The organism is Streptomyces longisporoflavus (assembly GCF_014649775.1).
In the GTDB taxonomy this organism is placed as follows: domain Bacteria; phylum Actinomycetota; class Actinomycetes; order Streptomycetales; family Streptomycetaceae; genus Streptomyces; species Streptomyces longisporoflavus.
Genome location: NZ_BMTR01000054.1, coordinates 1 through 17,044 on the forward strand (window position 1 = coordinate 1; position 17,044 = coordinate 17,044).

Annotated in this window: 22 protein-coding genes and 1 pseudogene; 16 read left to right on the forward strand and 7 right to left on the reverse strand. The window is 69.8% G+C overall.

The window, feature by feature from the left end; genetic code table 11:
- From IE226_RS41765 to IE226_RS41775, 3 genes and pseudogenes are all read left to right on the forward strand, one after another.
- Positions 1–996 (forward strand): annotated as a pseudogene (locus IE226_RS41765) (hypothetical protein); the annotation flags it as partial.
- Positions 993–1,745, forward strand: coding sequence for a hypothetical protein (locus IE226_RS41770; protein ID WP_190086761.1), 753 nt, complete (start codon positions 993–995; stop codon positions 1,743–1,745). The pseudogene IE226_RS41765 and the gene IE226_RS41770, both read left to right, overlap by 4 nt.
- An 89-nt stretch (positions 1,746–1,834) precedes the next feature.
- Entirely contained in the window at positions 1,835–2,491 is a 657-nt protein-coding gene (locus tag IE226_RS41775; protein WP_190086762.1) for a hypothetical protein, read from the forward strand.
- Between the two features lie 151 nt (positions 2,492–2,642).
- Here IE226_RS41775 and IE226_RS41780 read toward each other — a convergent pair whose 3' ends face one another.
- From IE226_RS41780 to IE226_RS41790, 3 genes are read right to left on the reverse strand one after another with little or no spacing between them, the layout of a single operon-like run.
- On the reverse strand, positions 2,643–3,443 hold the full coding sequence (locus IE226_RS41780) for a WbqC family protein (protein WP_190086763.1): 801 nt from the start codon (positions 3,441–3,443) through the stop codon (positions 2,643–2,645).
- On the reverse strand, positions 3,388–4,053 hold the full coding sequence (locus tag IE226_RS41785) for a YdcF family protein (protein ID WP_190086764.1): 666 nt from the start codon (positions 4,051–4,053) through the stop codon (positions 3,388–3,390). The genes IE226_RS41780 and IE226_RS41785 overlap by 56 nt, the downstream gene beginning before the upstream one ends.
- A gap of 17 nt (positions 4,054–4,070) precedes the next feature.
- The gene (locus IE226_RS41790; protein ID WP_190086765.1) at positions 4,071–5,171 is read right to left on the reverse strand and encodes a helix-turn-helix domain-containing protein; all 1,101 of its coding nucleotides are present in this window, start codon (positions 5,169–5,171) and stop codon (positions 4,071–4,073) included.
- Positions 5,172–5,326: 155 nt separating this feature from the next.
- Between IE226_RS41790 and IE226_RS41795 the strand changes: the two genes are divergently transcribed.
- The 3 genes from IE226_RS41795 to IE226_RS41805 are packed head-to-tail and all read left to right on the forward strand — an operon-like array spanning position 5,327 to position 6,629.
- Positions 5,327–5,755, forward strand: coding sequence for a hypothetical protein (locus IE226_RS41795; protein WP_190086766.1), 429 nt, complete (start codon positions 5,327–5,329; stop codon positions 5,753–5,755).
- A gap of 8 nt (positions 5,756–5,763) precedes the next feature.
- A complete protein-coding gene (locus IE226_RS41800) occupies positions 5,764–6,165 on the forward strand; it encodes an ATP-binding protein (protein ID WP_190086767.1) in 402 nt (133 codons plus the stop codon).
- A complete protein-coding gene (locus IE226_RS41805; protein ID WP_190086768.1) occupies positions 6,162–6,629 on the forward strand; it encodes a hypothetical protein in 468 nt (155 codons plus the stop codon). The genes IE226_RS41800 and IE226_RS41805 overlap by 4 nt, the downstream gene beginning before the upstream one ends.
- Positions 6,630–7,390: 761 nt before the next feature.
- On the opposite strand, the gene IE226_RS41810 is transcribed toward IE226_RS41805, so the two are convergent.
- Together IE226_RS41810 and IE226_RS41815 are read right to left on the reverse strand one after the other, a co-directional pair.
- A complete protein-coding gene (locus IE226_RS41810; RefSeq protein WP_190086769.1) occupies positions 7,391–7,615 on the reverse strand; it encodes a DUF397 domain-containing protein in 225 nt (74 codons plus the stop codon).
- Positions 7,612–8,493, reverse strand: coding sequence for a helix-turn-helix domain-containing protein (locus IE226_RS41815; RefSeq protein WP_190086770.1), 882 nt, complete (start codon positions 8,491–8,493; stop codon positions 7,612–7,614). Before IE226_RS41815 ends, IE226_RS41810 begins: the two co-directional genes overlap by 4 nt.
- A gap of 870 nt (positions 8,494–9,363) precedes the next feature.
- Here IE226_RS41815 and IE226_RS41820 point away from each other — a divergent pair.
- From IE226_RS41820 to IE226_RS41840, 5 genes are all read left to right on the forward strand, one after another.
- A complete protein-coding gene (locus IE226_RS41820) occupies positions 9,364–10,155 on the forward strand; it encodes a protein kinase family protein (protein WP_229871930.1) in 792 nt (263 codons plus the stop codon).
- A gap of 17 nt (positions 10,156–10,172) precedes the next feature.
- On the forward strand, positions 10,173–10,487 hold the full coding sequence (locus IE226_RS41825; protein WP_190086771.1) for a hypothetical protein: 315 nt from the start codon (positions 10,173–10,175) through the stop codon (positions 10,485–10,487).
- A 94-nt stretch (positions 10,488–10,581) separates the two neighbouring features.
- The gene (locus IE226_RS41830; RefSeq protein ID WP_190086772.1) at positions 10,582–11,019 is read left to right on the forward strand and encodes a hypothetical protein; all 438 of its coding nucleotides are present in this window, start codon (positions 10,582–10,584) and stop codon (positions 11,017–11,019) included.
- On the forward strand, positions 11,019–11,537 hold the full coding sequence (locus IE226_RS41835) for an ATP-binding protein (protein ID WP_190086773.1): 519 nt from the start codon (positions 11,019–11,021) through the stop codon (positions 11,535–11,537). Before IE226_RS41830 ends, IE226_RS41835 begins: the two co-directional genes overlap by 1 nt.
- Before the next feature lie 7 nt (positions 11,538–11,544).
- Complete coding sequence (locus tag IE226_RS41840; protein ID WP_190086774.1) at positions 11,545–12,228, forward strand: class I SAM-dependent methyltransferase; 684 nt, start codon at positions 11,545–11,547, stop codon at positions 12,226–12,228.
- 101 nt (positions 12,229–12,329) lie between these two features.
- On the opposite strand, the gene IE226_RS44990 is transcribed toward IE226_RS41840, so the two are convergent.
- Positions 12,330–12,455 (reverse strand): hypothetical protein, encoded by a 126-nt coding sequence (locus IE226_RS44990; RefSeq protein WP_268251325.1) that lies wholly within the window; start codon positions 12,453–12,455, stop codon positions 12,330–12,332.
- Between the two features lie 260 nt (positions 12,456–12,715).
- Between IE226_RS44990 and IE226_RS41845 the strand changes: the two genes are divergently transcribed.
- The 3 genes from IE226_RS41845 to IE226_RS41855 are packed head-to-tail and all read left to right on the forward strand — an operon-like array spanning position 12,716 to position 15,434.
- Positions 12,716–13,822, forward strand: a complete 1,107-nt coding sequence (locus IE226_RS41845; RefSeq protein WP_190086775.1) for a nucleoid-associated protein — start codon at positions 12,716–12,718, stop codon at positions 13,820–13,822.
- Positions 13,819–14,808 (forward strand): RelA/SpoT-related domain-containing protein, encoded by a 990-nt coding sequence (locus tag IE226_RS41850; RefSeq protein ID WP_190086776.1) that lies wholly within the window; start codon positions 13,819–13,821, stop codon positions 14,806–14,808. Before IE226_RS41845 ends, IE226_RS41850 begins: the two co-directional genes overlap by 4 nt.
- A 32-nt stretch (positions 14,809–14,840) precedes the next feature.
- On the forward strand, positions 14,841–15,434 hold the full coding sequence (locus tag IE226_RS41855; RefSeq protein ID WP_229871931.1) for a hypothetical protein: 594 nt from the start codon (positions 14,841–14,843) through the stop codon (positions 15,432–15,434).
- Here the strand turns inward: IE226_RS41855 and IE226_RS41860 are convergent, their stop codons facing one another.
- Positions 15,435–15,731 carry a hypothetical protein gene (locus IE226_RS41860; RefSeq protein WP_190086777.1) on the reverse strand — a complete coding sequence of 99 codons (297 nt, stop codon included), beginning with the start codon at positions 15,729–15,731 and terminating at the stop codon, positions 15,435–15,437.
- 274 nt (positions 15,732–16,005) lie between these two features.
- Between IE226_RS41860 and IE226_RS41865 the strand changes: the two genes are divergently transcribed.
- Both IE226_RS41865 and IE226_RS41870 read left to right on the forward strand, forming a co-directional pair.
- Positions 16,006–16,395 (forward strand): hypothetical protein, encoded by a 390-nt coding sequence (locus IE226_RS41865; protein ID WP_190086778.1) that lies wholly within the window; start codon positions 16,006–16,008, stop codon positions 16,393–16,395.
- A 127-nt stretch (positions 16,396–16,522) separates the two neighbouring features.
- A complete protein-coding gene (locus tag IE226_RS41870) occupies positions 16,523–16,879 on the forward strand; it encodes a hypothetical protein (RefSeq protein WP_229871932.1) in 357 nt (118 codons plus the stop codon).
- The last annotated feature ends 165 nt before the right edge of the window (positions 16,880–17,044 follow it).

The following is a 17,044-nucleotide window of genomic DNA, read 5'->3' on the forward strand; positions in this document are numbered from 1 at the left end:
CCCGGGCAAGCAGCCGCGCACTCCGGTCCACTGCCCGGCTACACCACTTCATGGGACGCCATCCGCGAGCAGACGCGGCACGGGGACGGCACGATGGGCGAGGTCTTCTACGCCATCACCGACGTCCCGGCGCACCTGTACGAGCTTTTGGGCGATGCCGCCCCCGCAGCGGCGTCCATCGCGCAAAACCGCAGGTCGCAACCGAAGTCCGGTTTTCCGACGTCGGATGAACCGACGTCGGCTGATTGCCCACCAAAGAACACCAGTCTTAAGAAGACCATCAAGCAGAAGACCAACCCCGTCCGTCCGTCCGTTCGTAACGCGCGTGCGCGCGCGTCGACCGCACCGCCCCCGGAGCCGGGGGAGCAGTCCCGCCCCGCGACGCCGTCGGCCGGGGAGCGGGGGCCGCAGAGTCCGGTGAGGCTGTCGGCAGGCGAGCGGCTGCTGCGGGCCATCGGCGCGAGGCAGCCCGAACTGCTGCTGACCGGGCAGGCCCTGACCGATCAGGGCCGCATCGTGCAGGACCTGCTGGATGAAGGCTGGACACCCAGGCAGCTGCGGCACGTCATCGCCGGCCGGCCGCTGCCCGACCCCCTGCACCACACCGTCGGTGCGATCATCGCTGCCCGGCTGCGCGCCGCACAGACCACCGGCCCACCCGGCCACGCCGGAGTACAGCCCGCCGACACGCAGCCCGCCGACGAGCCGGCGCTTTCGTCAACGGGCGCCGCGGATCGCACGGTTGCCGAGGCGGTGGCCCGCCGGGTGCTGGCCGAGTGCGCCGGCTGCGGCCACCCCTCCCGCGCCGACGGCCAAGACCTCTGTCCGGCCTGTCTCAACTGGCCCCGGTGCACGGCGTGCACGGGCCCTACGCCCCGCCGTGCTGATCCCGCCGGAGACGGCCGCTGCACCCCCTGCACCACCGCGACGGCTGCCCGCGTCTCCGGCAGCGGCCCTGCGTCCGCGTCACCGCCCACAGGATCGAGGAACCCGTGACTGCCCGGCCCTACCCCGCACTGTCCGCGTACCAGCAGCCCGGCGGGAAGCGGCGCATGAGGCGCTCGCCCGCCCGCGAACCCACGTCGTGGGGATGGCTGCGCTGGAGCCCGTCGGCTCCCGACGGCGCACCGCGCCAATTGCTGGAGATCGGCATCGTCGCCCCCGGATGCTCGCTGCGGGCCCGGTGCGCGCGGCGCTGGCTCACCCGCCGCCCGCCCATCCGCCTGCACCTGGATCACGGCGGCTCGGTCACCGCCCTGACCCTGATAACCGGCCTGGGCGCCCTGCTCGCCATGAGCTGGGCCGTCGGGCACGGCCTGCCCCTGCCCGCCGGGGCACTGGCGGCGATCCTGCTGCCGCTGCTCGCCGACCACCTGCCCGTGCGCCTCGACGCGTGGGCCGGCAGGTACGTCCGCACCGTCGAGAGCGCCAACGGCCTTGCGTATCTGCAGCGGTTGATCGCCCGGCACGCCGTTATCGTGCGCGCCGCCCGCTCCCGCCCCGGCCCTGGGCCCGACAACGCGGTCCGGCTCGGCCACCGGTCGCTGTGGGAGATCGCTGTGATCATCACGGCCCCTGACCGCGACCCGGACACCACCTGCCGGTGGCTGGCGCTGGAGAGCCTGCTGGACCACCTCGCCCGCCAGGCCGACGACAGCGAACACCAGCGCCCCCGCGGCGCCCTGGAGGGGCCTGCCGCAGCCGGCGACGACTGGCCGCTGTACCGGGCTCCCGGACACCCCTGACCCCGCGCGCGGCCGACCCGTCACCTGCTCGCGCCCGGCGCCACCCGCCGCAACACGCCCTGCCCCATGCCTCCAAGGAGGAGACAACGATGCCCGAAGAGATCTTCTTTCTGTTCGCCCACGAGCCGTACTTCCCGCCGCACGGCCTGCGGGAGGTCAACTGCACCATCGTCGCGGCCGCCACCCTGCTGCACCCCCGTGTGCGTCAGCCCGGCGGGGCCCGCATCCACCGCCTCCTGCACACCGGGCCGCGCACGCACGGCGAAATCGTGCCGCTGGCCACCCTCACCCACGAGCTCGACGGCGGCGCGGGATGGGCCCAGGTCGGCGACTGGGAGAAGGTCGTGGCCGACCTGCTGTCCCTGACGCGTTTCGGGTCGTGCGACTCGCTGGGGCTGGCCCTTCCCGCTCTGGAGCGGGCGCTGGTGTGCAGCGGCCCGCACAGCCGCGTGATCAACCTCGACCCGGCCACCGGACAACGTGAAACCCACGGTCCCGCCCGGCGCGCCGCCGTCCTGGCCGAGCTCACCCACAACCTGCACACCGCACAGGACGGCCGCGAACTCTGGCCCGGCACCGGCCTCCTTCCGGCCCTGCCTCCTCTCGCCGGGCCGCGGGCGGCCGACGGCACCGATGAGCCCGCCACTGTGGCAGTGGCGGGCTCGCGCGCGCTCGCGGGCGAGACCCCTCGTTCGCAAGGGCTGAACGCCCGTGCCCGGGATGCGGTCCACGGGAGGCCGGGATGATGTTGGCCGCCGACACGATGGCGTGAAGCCGGCAGCGGCCGAGCACGCAGGGTGTACGTGCCACAGGCGGACATGCGCGGAGCCGTGCTCCCGGGGCCGGCCGCCTGGCTCCGTTTTCGGCCGCCCACGGCGGACCGGCGGTTTTGTCAGGTCACGCGTCGAGCAACGTCGATGACCAGGTCATACGGCCAGGCGGCGTCGTCTGCAGGCGGGCAGCCACGGCCTGCGGTCCCAGCGCGGCGAGCGTCCACACAGCGCTGATGCGGTGCCCTAAGGCCCACATATCGGTGGTCGGCGGTCGGAACGCGGCTACGGCGATGTTCCGGGCGGAGAACGGTTTCTGGTCGAGGTAGGTCATGCCGCCGGTCCCGCACAGATACGTGCGGGCACCTGTCACGGCGGCTAGGTCGGCGAGCCGGAGGGACCGACCGGGCCGGGCGGGCAGGCGGCTGCTGGTGAGGATCTGGCCCTGCCGGCCGAGCACGTCGAGCAAAACGCGGGTGGACATCTCCGCGACCGTCGCAGTCCGTCCGGTGGTGAAGGCGTCCAGCACCGGGTCCAGGGCCTTCGCGAGGGCAGGCCAGTGGGGACTGGCCCCATATTGCTGTCGTAGCATCCCGGCGGTCCGGCGACGGGCCGGGGCGGGATCGTCGATTACGGCGTCCCGGATGAGGGTGGGCCGCCCGCCGGGAAGGTGGGTGGGGATGGTGAGCCACTGCTGGCGGGCTGGGTCGTCGAGGTCGGCGAGGCGGGCTCGGTGCTGGTAGTCGCGGCGGGTGAACTGCACGTCGTCCAGGACGATCCAGTAGTCCGCCGCGAACAGCTTGGCCAGCGTGGTCAGCCGCGGGAACACATTGGGCTGGTGGATCGCACACAGCCCGCCCGGGGTGGGCAGGTCAGGAGATGAGGCGGCTGGTGAAGCCGTCGTGGATGAGGGATTCATACGCGGCATGCACGTCCTCCGGGACCTCCTGCTCGATGGCGAATCCGAGCTTTGGATACTCGATGACCCGCTGGAGGTCGCCGACGAGCATGTCCAGGACGAGCTTTTCGTCGCCGATGGACTTCACGTAGTCGTCGAACTCCAGCGGCTCCGACACGCAGAGGATCTCGACGTCGGGCCACAGCTTGCGAGCGGTCGCGAACGATCGCCTTTCCATATAGGGCTTGGAAACCAGCAGCACCGTTTTCGGGCTGATGCCGGCGTCGGCGAGGACCTCACGCGAGAGGGTGATGTTCTGTCCGGTGTTGGACGCGTTGGGCTCCAGCAGGATCGCCTCGGCGGGGACGGCGAGGTCGATGGCGTGCTCGCGGAAGTGGACGGCCTCACCACGCGGGAAGACCTTGGCGGTCGTGGGGCTGTTGCCGCCGGTGAAGACCAGGGTCGGGAAGAGCCCGGCCCGGTACAGCTCGGCGGAGCGGGTGGCGACGCCGAGGTCGTGGCTGCCGAGTCCGATGGCCACGTCGACGGGCCGCAGGTCGTGGTGCATCTGGTGGTAGTCCCAGATCTGCTTGGCCTGGCGCCACTGGCCCTCGGTGATGTTCTGCTGGTTGTCGCTCACGCGTGTGTTCTCCCTGGTCACCGTTGCCGGGGGCCGGTCGGCCCCTCGCTCATGGCCTTGATGCCCTCGATACTGCGCAGTTGGTGCACGAGTTCGTACTGCGCGGCTGTCCTGGCGGCCTGGTCGAGGACGAGGTGTCCATCATCGCGGGTCGCTGGGGCGGAGAGCAGGATGTGACCATGAGCGGTATCCAGTCGCACGCGTTGCATCGGTGATTCGGTGGTCCCGCTGTTGCGGGCGATGTCGATGAAGTGCAGGGCTCCGGAGAGGTCGCCGGCGCCGCGGCGGGCGAGGGCGAGTTTCTGGTGGGCCACCGACCAGTCGTCGGGTTCCTGGAGGTCTTCGAAGTCGCGGGTCGCGGTCTGCATGACGCGGGTCGCATAGTCGTGGTTGCCGTCCTTGCTCAGCGCGGTCCCCACCCACAGCCGGGCCCTTGCGCGGTCGCGGCGCGAGAGCCGGTCGTCGACGGCGAGGGTTTCGTAGTGATGGGCGGCAGTCTCCAGATTCCCGGACATCTCCGTGACGACCGCGAGGGACAGGTCGAGCTGGGCGACGCGGCGGGGGATGTCGAGCTGGGTGTAGACGGAGCGGGCGTCGGCGTAGGAGTGCTGGGCGGAGAGCGGGCCGAGGACGGCCCCCTGGTCGCGCTTGAGGTCGCCGAGCAGGGCGGTGGAGCGGGCGAACAGATAGAGGCCCTTGTCGTCGAGTTCGGTGGCCTTGAACCGGGTGAGCCACCGGCTGAGCAGGCTGTCGGCGAAGGTGAAGTTCTGCCGGGACAGGGCGACCACGACGCGGTCCAGATCATCGGCCCAGGACTCGTACTCCCAGGCCCTCGGCCCGGGAGCGGTGACGCGCCGCCCGGCGTTCTGCACGGCGCTGGCCGTCTCCGACAGGAGCGTTTCGAAGCGCAGGTGGACGGCGGCGTCCGCGCGGCTGAGCGCGGTGTCGAGGATGGCCTGGGTATCGGGTCTGGGCTCGGTGGCGGCGAGCTTGGACTCCCACTTGGAGACGGTCGCAACCGCCAGGCCGAGGTCTTGGGCGAAGGCCCGCACGCTCAGTCGCAGGGCGAGACGCAGGGCCTTGGCCTCCAGGCCGGTCCAGTGGTGCACGGTCGCCACGCGTCACTCCCTTCCGTTAGCCATCGAAGCACGGTGAGTGCAGTTGGCGGCACGGAAGTGGAACGTAAGTAGAACAGGAGCTGATTGGCCGGGAGTTGGGTGGCGGCCACGCTCAAGGGGTCATCACTTGTCGAGCCTTTTGGACGGTCTTCAGCATGGAACCCCTCACGGAGCATCGCCAGGTCAGCGGCCCGGTCGTGTACGGCTTTCTGCGGCTGGTGCGGGTCTCCACAGCCCGGCATGCGGCGCTGACCGCGTCGCTCAGCGAGTACTGCCGTAGCCACGAGCTGCAGCTGTCCGGGCTGTTCACGGACCGCGACGTGACTTCCGGTCCTGAATCGGTGGCGTTCACCGGACTGCTGGACGTGCTGGCCCTGCCGGACGTCTATGGCGTGATCTCCCCGGCCATGTCGCACCTGGGGCCGAAGGCCATAGCCGCCGAACGTGGGCGGCGGATCGAGGCGGCCGGCTCCCGTCTACTGCTGGTCCGTGAGCCTCGCCCCACACACCCGTCCGTCGCCCGCGGGGGCCCGGCCCGTCGCCGCAGTCCGGGATCCACCCGCGTCCTGGACGCCGAGTCATGAGGGCCACGATGACCGAACAGACCCAGCGGTTCTTCGAGCCCCGGCCCGAATCAATCGGCCAGGCACGCAAGTTCGCTACGGAGGCCCTGGCCGAGTGGGGCCTTGAGTCCCGCGTCGAGGACATCCGGCTCTGCGTCTCCGAGCTCGCGACGAATGCGCTGGTCCACGGCGCCGTCGACGGCCACGGTTTCCGGGTCAAGCTGGATGCCGACGAGGAAGTCGTACGCCTGGAAGTGCACGACAGTTGCCGCCAGCGCCCCAAGGCCCGCCAGGCCGCCGACGCGGACACCTCCGGACGCGGCCTGACGCTGGTGAGCGTGCTCGCAGACGGCTGGGGCGTTCAGGACAGCCCTCCGTCCGGAAAGTTCGTCTGGTCCTGCTTCAAGGCCACGAGAGGAACGGCGTCATGACCGTCATCCTCACCCCACCGGGCCCGGAACTGCGGCTGCTGGTCTCCCTCGCGTCCTGGACCTGGCCGGGCACCGGACCGGACGGCCGCGAGGTCGCGCACATCCTGATCACCCACACCCGCACCCCGGCCCCGGTCAGCCCCGACACGGTCGAGGCCCGGATGCGACGACTGTCGGACAGCCTCGGAGGTCTGGCCGGCCCTCGGGAGGTCGTCCCGGAGCTCGACCACTGTCTGCAGATCGTCGGCGACCAGGTGCTGATGCACTTCCACGGCGCCTCCCGCAAGCTGCGGCTGCCCACCCGCCGGGCCTGGACAGAGCTGGTCGCCCGCACCGAGGAGGCGCTCCTGTTGCTCGGGCTGGACCCGCTGCCGCAGACCGCCGACGCCGTCCGCCTCGACACCTACCTGGACGACGCGCTCGCGGCCGACCGGCTGCTGTTCGGACGCGCCCGCACCCGCTGAACCCCTGAGAACTTCCCGCACAGCCCCCGGATGTACGGATGAGAGGGAACTGCAATGGAAACCTTCGAACCCGCCCGGCTGGACGCCTACTTCGCCCGAATCGCCGGCCAGTTCACCCCGGAGGAGCAGGCCGCCTCGTTCCTGATCACGCACCTGCTGCCGGAGCGACCCGCGTTCGTCCAGGCCGTCGCCGCGATGACCCGGCTCACCGCGGTGCTGCCCAAGCCGAAGTCCATCCACCCGGCCGCGAAGCGCGAGGTCGAGCAGACCGTCCCCGTCGACACCCTCACCCGCGACCTGTTCGCCGAGGCCGACGACGCCCTGGACTACCTCGAGTCCCGGGCCGCAGGCGAGACGATCTGCCGCCGTATCGGGCCCCCGGCCATCCCTGACACTGCGGGCGGCCGGCCCCTCGCGCCCGGCTTGCCCGCGCCCGGCTGGCGCCCCCGCTGCGCCACGCCTTGGGAGGAGACAGATATGCCTGACGAGGTCTATCTCCTGTTCGCCGATGAGCCGTACGTGCCGCCGCACGGTCTGCGGGAGGTCAACTGCACCGTCGTGGCGGCCGTTTTTCTGCTCACAGCGGCTCGTGGGCCGGCCCGACGGGGCCCGTGTCCGCCGCCTGCTGCCCGCCGGGCGCGGTGCGGAGGGGCTCGTGCCGCTGCTCGCTGTCGGCTGTACGGTCTGGCTGGTCGTAAGACGGGTGTGGCCCCCTCGATGGTTCCGAGGGGGCCACCGTGCTTTTCGGCGGGTGCGGATGGTCAGGCGCGGGTGTCGAAGCTGCCTTCGCGGATGCTGCTGAGGAAGGCGGTCCATGACGGCTTCCCGAAGACGAGGGCGGGTCCCTTGTCCTTGGAGTCGCGGACGGCGACGGCGGAGGTGGTGTCGGCGGCCTCTATGCAGTTGCCTTCCGCGCCGCTGCTGTAGGAGGACTTGAACCAGGCGTTTTCCGGAGCCAGTTCGGTGGACGTGCGGGTTGCGTTCATGTGGCCAACTTCCGTTTCAGGTCCCGGTGGATCTCGTCGATGAATTTCGGTGTCTCGTTGGGTGCGAGTGCCGAGGCCCGCAGGGCCTCGAACCTGCGGGTGTATCTGCCGACGTCCGGCTTCTTGTCGGTGATGCTGGCCTGGCCGCCGGGCTGGTCGGCCTGGACGATCTTTCCGAGCGGCTCGCCCATGTCCAGCAGCGCGAAGTTCTGGCTGGCGCGGTATCCGGTGGAGGCGGCCGGCAGTATCTGCACGGTGAGCGTGTCGAGGGCGGCGAGGCGCTTGATCTCCTCGAACTGGTCGGCCATGACCTCGGGGCTGCCGATCGTGCTGCGCAGGCTGTCCTCGCCCATGATGACCCACAGCGCGCGCGGCTCGTCCTTCGTGATCAGGGCCTTGCGGGCCATTCGGACCTCGACGTTTGCGTCGATGAACTCGGTGGTCGTCTCGTCGACGCCCTTGGCGGACAGCAGGAGCTCGCGCGCGTAGGCCTCCGTCTGCAGGAGCCCGAAGACGAGCGAGGGCTGCCAGGCGGCGATGGTCTCGGCGTCGGTCTCCATGCCGACGTACTCGCGCATGCCCTTGGGCAGGTGGGCGGAGTAGGGCACCCACCAGCCTTCCTGCAGAGACTCCCGGTGGATGACGAGCAGGCTGTCGACGACCTCGGGTTCCTCTACCCCGTAGTGCCCAAGGAGGTTCTTCAGGTCGGTGGGGTTGGGGAGGCTGGTCCTGCCCCTCTCGACGCGCCACAGTTTTTCGTGGGAGAAGCCCAGAGCGCCCGCGACGTCGTCGCGTCGCATGCCCAGGTCCTCCCTCATTCTCTCCAGCACCTTGCCCAGGTGTACCCGCCGGCTTGTCGGCCCCTTCGGTGCGGCCACGCGTCATCCTCTCCGGCGTGCCGAGGCACGCGCCGATCGAGTTGGGCTCTTGCCTCCCGGAGCCGGGTTCATGCCTCCCGGGGCCCGGTGCGCGCCTGCCCAAGTGTCCCTTGGCCCTGCCTGTGTTGAGAGTGTGCCACCACAGGTGCAGCTTGCACAGCCAAGAGCTCCGTTGCATGCATACGCCATTCGTCGTGAAAATTGCACGCAGCATTGCACGTCAACTGTGCCATGCAAGACAGTAGTTGAGCCACGGCGCAGCGTGACGCAGGCACGGTCCGCGACCGGCTTCGCCACGTGCTGCGCCGTGAACCGCCCGACTGACGGAGGCGCCCCATGCCGCCCAGCACGGCAACCGAGCGAGACGCCATTTGGACGGACGGTGGCACCGAGGTCAGGCCGCCGGTCCTCGGCGAGCCGGTCCTGGCGCGGCCGCGCCCGGCCGTACACCGCGGGCCTGTTCCTCGGGCGGCTGCGCCGGGACTGCAACGCCGGTGCGCCCGAAGGCCTGCCCGACCCGGACCGGGCGCGGCTGATCGTCGCCTGCACCCTGAACGAGCAGGGCGGAAACGCCGTCCAGGGCCTGAACGCGGCACGGGCCCTGATCGCGCGGGAGGACTATGACGTCGTACGAGAGCTGCACGACGCCCCGACCTGCGAAAGGCCGCGGACCGCAGCCGGCGCCAACCCACCAAGCGGCACCCACGGCCAGGCGACCGCGAGCGCCTCGCAACGCGGAATGGCAGCCGTGCCCCTGCCGCACAAAGCTCCCCCATCCCCGTCCGACGGCGGTCGGGGATGGGGTGAGCGGCCTGGTTCCCGCCGGGGACCGGGCGTGCACCCTCTGGTGTCCCGAAAGGAACAGCCGTTATGGCCACCGAGCGTTTGAGCGAGATCCCGCCGACGGTCGCGAGAATGATCGAGATCCGCAGCGGACCCATCCTGGAGAGCAGTCCGGTCACCGGCGGGCTCAACAGTGAGATCGCCGCACACGTGCGGACCGAAACGCAGACGCTGTTCGTCAAGGGCCTGCGCACGAGCAACCCGCGCGCCTGGACGCAGACCCGCGAGGCGGCCATCAATCCGTTCGTCCACGGCCTGTCGCCCCGGATGGTGTGGCAGGCCGACGACGACGCGTGGCACCTGCTCGCCTTCGAGTACACCGAGGGCCGCCACGCCAACTGGAAGCCGGGCAGCGATGATCTGGAGCCGGTGCTCGACGTGATGCAGGAACTCGCCGGCAGGCCGCTGCCGCCCCTCCAGCTGCGGCGCTTCAGCGACCGGATGGCCGGCTGCGCCGCCCCCGACGAGCTCCACCATTTCGACGGCTCTGCCCTGCTGCGCACCGAGTGGAATCCGGAGAACGTCCTGATCGCGGACGGTGGGGTGCGGCTCGTCGACTGGGGGTGGGTCTCGCTCGGCGCGGCCTGGATCGACCCGGCCTTGTGGGTGCTGTGGCTCATCGCCGCCGGCCACGACCCCGAGCAGGCGGAGTACGCCGCGGCCGGGCACCAGGCGTGGCGGCAGGCCTCCTACGAGGCACTGGCCGCCTTCTCCCGGGCGCAGTTGCGCCTGTGGGACAGCATCGCTGGCCAGAGCTCCACCGCCTGGGCCGGGCCCCTGCAGCAGGCGGCCACATCGTGGCGCGACTACCGCAACTGAACCAGGAGGAGGAATCCGTGAGCCAGGAAGTCGTGCACCAGCGCCTGCGCCGGTGGGTCACCTCCGTGCGGGGCCCTGACCACGGCGAGCCTACCGGTCCCGCGTTTAGCGCCCTGCTCGCCGACGTGCTCGGCGTGAGCCCGCGCCAGGACGTCACGGAGCAGTGGATCCGCATCGAAGCCGACGTCCCGCACGCACTCAGCGAGTCCGAGCGGCTCACCGTCCTTCGCTTCCTGCTCGCACAGGCCGTGCCCTTCGGCCGCCGCCTCCACCGGGACGGCACATCGACCATCTGGGCCGAAGCCGACGCCCGCCGGCGGGACGAGCCATAAGCCCCGCATCCCGCCCGTGCACCGCACTCCGGCACCGCGCCCGGGGACGTGTGCCCAACGGCCCTGCCCCATCCCTGCTCTGGAGCTGAGCACGATGACCAAGATTCCCGCCCCCGCACCCGCCGTGCCCCTCACCACCCCGGCGGCAGCGGCGCCCGCAGCGCCCGACCTGCCCCGCAGCGTGCTCTACACCTGCAACACCAACCCGGCGGCAGTGGCCCGGACGCTGGCGGATCTGCGCGGCTTCGCCGCTGTACACCGCTGGCCTGTCTTCCACGAGGTGTACGACCTGGCACCGCCCGACACCCCGCGCCGCCGGCGGATCGGCTGGCGCACGGTGGAGCAGCTGGTGCTGCGCGGTGAAGTAAACGCCGTCATCGCTCCGTCCGAGCGGGAAGTCGCCTGTACGCGACGCGAGCGGATCATCCTGCGCCAGTGGCTGAGCGGCGCAGCGGCCTGCGCCCTCTACCCGCACGACGGCCCGCCGCAACCGGCTTGCACCCCGGCGCAGCCAGAGGGGGAGCAGCCGTGATGTCTCCCTCAGCACCCGGAGACCCGGCGGACGGGCCGCCCGCCGCCCACTCGCAGGCGTTGACCACCCGCCTGCGACTGCCCGGACACTCCAAGCGCACCCCGGGCCAGGCCCGCGCCTACCTCGGCGTGACTCTCGCCGACTGGGGCGTGTGCGAGACCATCCGCGCGGACCTCCAGCTGATCGTCAGCGAGCTGGCCACCAACGCCGTCACCTACACGCGCAGTTGCGAAATCACCCTCGAGATCACCCTCACCGACGACGAAGCCGCCGTCAGCGTCGCCGACCACGGCCCCCACCGCCACCTCCACGCCCGGCACGCGGCCCCCGATGCCGAATCCGGCCGCGGCCTGCTGATCGTCCAATCCCTGGCCAGCCGCTGGGACCAGAGCGGGGACGACGCCGGCGGCACGACCGTGCACGCGGCCATCACCCTCCCCGCCCGCAAGCCACCGCCAAGCACCCCGCTGCCCGAAGACGCCCCGCACCATCACGCGCATGCCACCCCGGAGAGGTGAGCCGGCGATGACACACCAACCGCAGCTCGAAGGGGTGCTGCCTGCACCGCTCTCCGGCGTCCGTCCGGTGGGGCCGGCCGTGCCCGGCGGTGTTCCGGATGCGCAGTGCCGTGGTGCTCGGCGGCTGACGGCCGGGGACTGGGACCGCTGGTATGAGCGTGGGGGCGGCTGGCCGAGGGTGGTCTCCGATGCGGAGGCGGAGCGGTTCTGCCGCTTCGTAGGGCCTGTGCCGGGCGGTAGCGCCGTCGATCTCGGGTGCGGCACCGGACACTGGGCGCGTCAACTGGCCGCCTGGGGGATGAGCGTGCGCGGCTATGACTGGGCGGGCGAGGCCATCCGGCAGGCGACCTGCCGCAGCACAGGAACCACCACTCAGTTTCAGACCCTGGACCTCGACCGGCAGCCCGTTCCGGGTATCCGTCCCGGCTCGGTGGACCTGGTGACCTGCCGCTTCGCCATTGCCTACCTCGACTGGGCCCGCCTGGTGGCCGACGTCGGGCGCCGGCTGGCCTGGAACGGCACCTTCTTCGTGCTGACCCGCATCGACGAACCCGGCGCCCTGGTCCACGACCACCACCGCGGGGTGGACAGGCAGCAACTCGACCAACTCGCAGACGGCTGGGCCCAGCACCACGTTCACCGCATCGGCTCCCGGGTCAGCGCGCTGGTCCTGCGCCGCTATACCGGCTGAAGTGCCGTTCCCTGCCCCGCACGCCGGTGCCCACACCCTGGCGGAAGGCGCGCCGCGCACCGGCCGGTCGTGCGTGATGGCGCGCTCGTCGAGTCGTGCGTCTACGGTCCGGCGATGAGCCAGAGAATGAGCGAGGCGTCCAGGTCGCGATGACGCAGAGCACCGGCCATGTGGTGCACAGGACCGACGAGGAACGTACGGTTGTCCGCCGAAGTCCGCGAACGCATATATCCGACACACAGTTCATCTATTTTCGGTCAATCTGACGACTCTACGCATATCTCCTTGGCAAACGTCCTTCGTGCCGTGCACAGACGGTTACGATGACCGCATCGGTTCCCAGGCATAGGGTCAACGACCGCTCTCGGAGCAGGCGTTCGCGCCGCGAGAGCGGTCACCACGAGCGTCTGTCGACTCCCAAACGGCACGGACAGACAGCCGATGCTCAGTCGCGAGACCTCTACGCAAGAGATTCACGGGGTGGGGTATGTCGGGAGAATTCGCTCAACTCGTCGTTGACGAGGCCATCTTTCATCTGGTCCCGACGCGTAAGCGGAACGACCCGACACCGGCGCAAGTCCAGTTGAGCGAAACAGCGTGCACGCTCAGTGAGGATGTGCGCGGCAAGATCCAGGCCAATTTCCGAGCCGTGCTAGCTTCACACGGACGCCCAGTCGTAGAAGAGTTCGAGGCCAAGAAGTCGACCCTGCCCGACCGCGTCTACGAGTACCTCGTCGAGCAGCGTGCCCTCGTGGACGTCTCCACCGACCTTGCCGAACTCCTCTTTGACAGCCAGAAGCCCAACAGTTCCCCCGGACTGCTCCTCGTGGCCTCAGCCAGACTCGCGGGCAAGCGGGCGCTGCTCATCGTGAAACTGGAGCAAGAGGGCGGGTTTCGAGCAGAGGAGGTACTCGTCGACGGCAAACGCACCTTCGACATGAGCTACTTCGCCAACCTCCTGATGACCGAACACAACAAGATCTACAAGGCCGCCCTGTTCTGTTCCGACGGCGTCCCCGAGGACGGCCCCATCGAAGGCTGGACAGCTGACAAACAGCTGTCCGGCAGGATGGCCCAGTTCTGGCTCCGGACCTTCCTCGGCTGCCGGCAGAAGGAAGACCCCAAGCGCCTTACCCAGAAATTTCACGAGGCAGCCGTCGACTGGGTCGACAAGCAGGTCGACGATCCCGAGAAGAGCGTCGAGTACCTGATGGCAGCCCTGGTCGAACTGCGCTCCAACACTGTGACCCTGGACCCGACCTCCTTCGCCGCTGACCATCTCGACCTCACTCACCAGGACAGCTTCCTCGCCTACCTGGCCAGCAAGGGCATTCCGACGACCACCTTCGACAAGGACATCGAACGGGTGGCGCCGCGCCTGAGCGAGCTCCAGATCGGCTTCGCAGGCGGCATCTCCATCATCGCCCCCGTCAGGCGGGTGCGTGAGGACATCAAGATCGTCGAGCACGCCGACGGCACATCCACAGTCACCGTCAGCGGCAAGATTACGTCCACGCGTAGCCACTACAGCGCCCGCAAACCCGAAGCGCTGCACTCCGACGGCCCAGCACCCAGAGCAGAACTCGCCGGATGAGTGCGGTCAACGATGCCTTCCACCGGTACCAGTCGGAACTCCCCGACATTCGGAAGGCGGCACAGCTCACCGCCGCCCTTCTGCGACGTAAAACTGCCCGCGCCCACATCACCTGCGAAATCACCCACCGGGCCAAGGAGATCGGCAGTTTCGTCACCAAGGCCTATCACAAGGACTACGCCGACCCCTGGAATCAGATATCGGACAAAGCGGGCGTCCGCATCACCGTCCAGCACCATGGCTTCCTCGACAAGGCCCTGGAAGTCGTCAAGGGCAACCTGACGCTGGTCGCAGACCCACAGGACTACCGGGAACGAGAGGACATCGAAGGACAGTACACGCTGCAGTACCCCCGCCTGCATGTCCAAACCCTTGCCGCCGGCGATCTCAGGGACGGTGACGGCCGACCCTACGAGTGCGAGATCCAAATCCGTACCGAAGCAACCGACTTGTGGGCACGTATGTCCCATCGGCTGCTCTACAAGACAAGCTCCACCGACGTACCCCGCGATGTCAGTAGGTCGCTGTACCGTTTGATCGCCCTGGTCGAACTGTACGACCTCGAGGTCGAACGGGGGGTAGACGTCTTGGAAAAGCACCCTGACTTCACCCGCACCAACCGACTCCTGGACGAAGCAGAGTTTCTGTACCGCACGTTCACCGAGCACGACCACCGGCGCGACCTGTCCGAAGACGTCCTCGACGTCCTCATCGGCACCCTCGAGCACGAGTCCGACTACGCCAACAAGCTGGCCCAGTTCACCGAACAGCACCGCCAGCAGCTCGAAGATGCCTACCGCGAGTACGGCCCGACCAGCAAGCTCTTCTTGACCCACGGCCGCTACATACTGGCCAGCCAGCCGGAAAGCCTCATCATCTTCGAGCGCCTGAGTACCGCCAAGATGCTGCTGCGAGGCGTCTGGGACGACGAACTACCCAAGACCATGCTCAGCGACATGGCAGAGATTTGGAGCGTCCACCTGTGACCCGACCACCGCAGCCCGAACCCCCCGCTGTCGTGGCCGCCACCGCCATGTTCGTTGAAGTCCTCGTCGTCGGCATCGGCTTCCTCACCGGCCTGAGCATCCTGACAGTTGCCGTCGCCGGCCCCGACAACATCCGCCGCCTGGCACCCGTGGCCGACACCCCCCTCGCAGCCGGCGCCGCTCTCGCGTTCGCCTACGCCCTGGGCATCCTGATCGACCGTGCCGCCGACGCCGCCCTTACTCCAGCGCGCCGAAGGCTGCGCACCCACTCCTTCCCCACTTCCACCGCCTACGCTCAGGCACGCCTCAAACTCTCCGAATTGCCGGCCCTGACCGCCCGAGCCGATTACGCACGCTCCCGACAGAGAATCTGCCGCGGCTGGATCCTCAACAGCGTCCTGCTCACCCTGGCCACCGATTTCGCACTGGGACGCTACCCCGTCGAGCACCGCGCCCCACTCCTCGCAACTGCCACCGCTCTCGGAGCCCTGTCCACCGTCGGCTTCTACCTGTCGTGGCGCACCATCACCGCTACCGGCTACCGCAAAATGGCCCTACAGACCGCGCCTGCAGCGACGCCGATCATGCCCGTCCAGAACCCGGTACCCACACCACAGAACCCTTGATCACGCGCCGGAAACCACCACGGCAGACGACAGCAAGGACAGCCGTGACGACTGGGCCAACTGACAGAACCGTATGACAACTTCCTCCCTGGCCAGCCGCGCACGCCCGGAGACCCGCATACAACCGACCCCGCCCACGGTAGCGGTCTCCTCCAGCCAGGAGTCGACGGCGAACTCGGCGCGGTGCGCGAGAAGGCTGACGGCGATTGGGGTGACCAGGGCGCTCCGGCGCTGCTCGGCGGCCCTCGCGGTGCAGCGCGGCCACGGCCTGCGCCGGGTGCGCATGCTGCCCGGCATGCCCGGTGCCGTCTTATCCGTCGTGTTCCCTGTTCCCGCGCACGGGCCCCTCGTCTGCAGCCCTCCGTCGCTGTCATGAGAGCACCCGGCACTCACAGCAGTCCCGGCGCCGGCATCACCGGCCGAAAAGTGCCGCCTCGACCCTAACTCTTATACGTAGTCGATCAGTTGGAGGTCCGGCGTTGTCAGTGGGCGCGGCTACCGTTGCATGCTGCGCCGGGGAAACCCCGGCCCCCGCCCGGGCTTATGCCCCTCTCATTGCCGAGGACCGCCCGTGACCTACGTCCGCCCCCACCGCCGCCGCGACGGTACCTACGTCAAAGGCCACCACCGCCGCACCCGGCCGCGCGCCGCGCAGCCGTACGCGATGCCCCCGCGTACCGCTGGCCGCCGCGCCCCCGCGCCGCGGACCCGGCCGGTGGTTTCCACCGGCGCGACCGCTTACGTCGCGCCCTACTCGCGTGCTGATGGCACCCGCGTCCGCGGGCACCACCGGACCGTAGCCCCCCGCACCGCCGCCGTTGCAACGGGCACCGGCGGCGGATTCCTCCTTCTCGTCCTGGTCCTGCTGGCTCTTGCCGGAGGGCCGGGCGAGGGCAGCAAAGACCCGGCCGACACGAAGTCGCCGCAGTCCACCCCGGCCCCTTCGGACCGGCACCGATGAGCCCCGACGCGGACGCGGCAGGACCCCGTCGAAGCCGGCGGGGACCTGGACGCCGCAGGCGCGTTGGGAGATCTGCCGTTGACACGCAGGGCGGCGGCCCGCCCCTGATCAGTCGGATAGATGGCTGTTGACGATCCGGTTGGAAGCGGCGCCCGCCAACGTCGACATCAGCGACTGGGGAGCCCTGCACTGGACGGGCTCGGCTCACCGCTACGAGCAGCTCGCGGGCACGCCGTACTACGAAGAGCCCGAGGCACGCGCAGCGACGTTCCTGTACCTCGCGCTGGTCCTCAGGCCCTTCGCCGACTACAACCTGGTCATCGGCTGGTCCGCCGCGCAGGCCTACATGGAACTCTCCGGGTGGCCGGTCGCCCCCGAGCCCCAAGCCCTGTGGGCGCTGGCAGGCGAGATCCGAGCGGGCGAAGCAGGACTGAGGGACGCAGCCACGACGATCCGGACCTGGCGCACCGGCTCGGACGCCTAGCTCGTATCGCTTTCGCGGCGTGGCGCGGCCGGGCGGCGTCCGCCGGACGCAGATCACTGGGCTGGTTCTTCACGGCGGAACCCGTTGCCGCTCCCGGGCGGGGCGGCGGCGCCCCCTTGCTCGTCGGCAGCCGACCTCGGTGAGGGCCGTCCTTGTTCGTCGCCC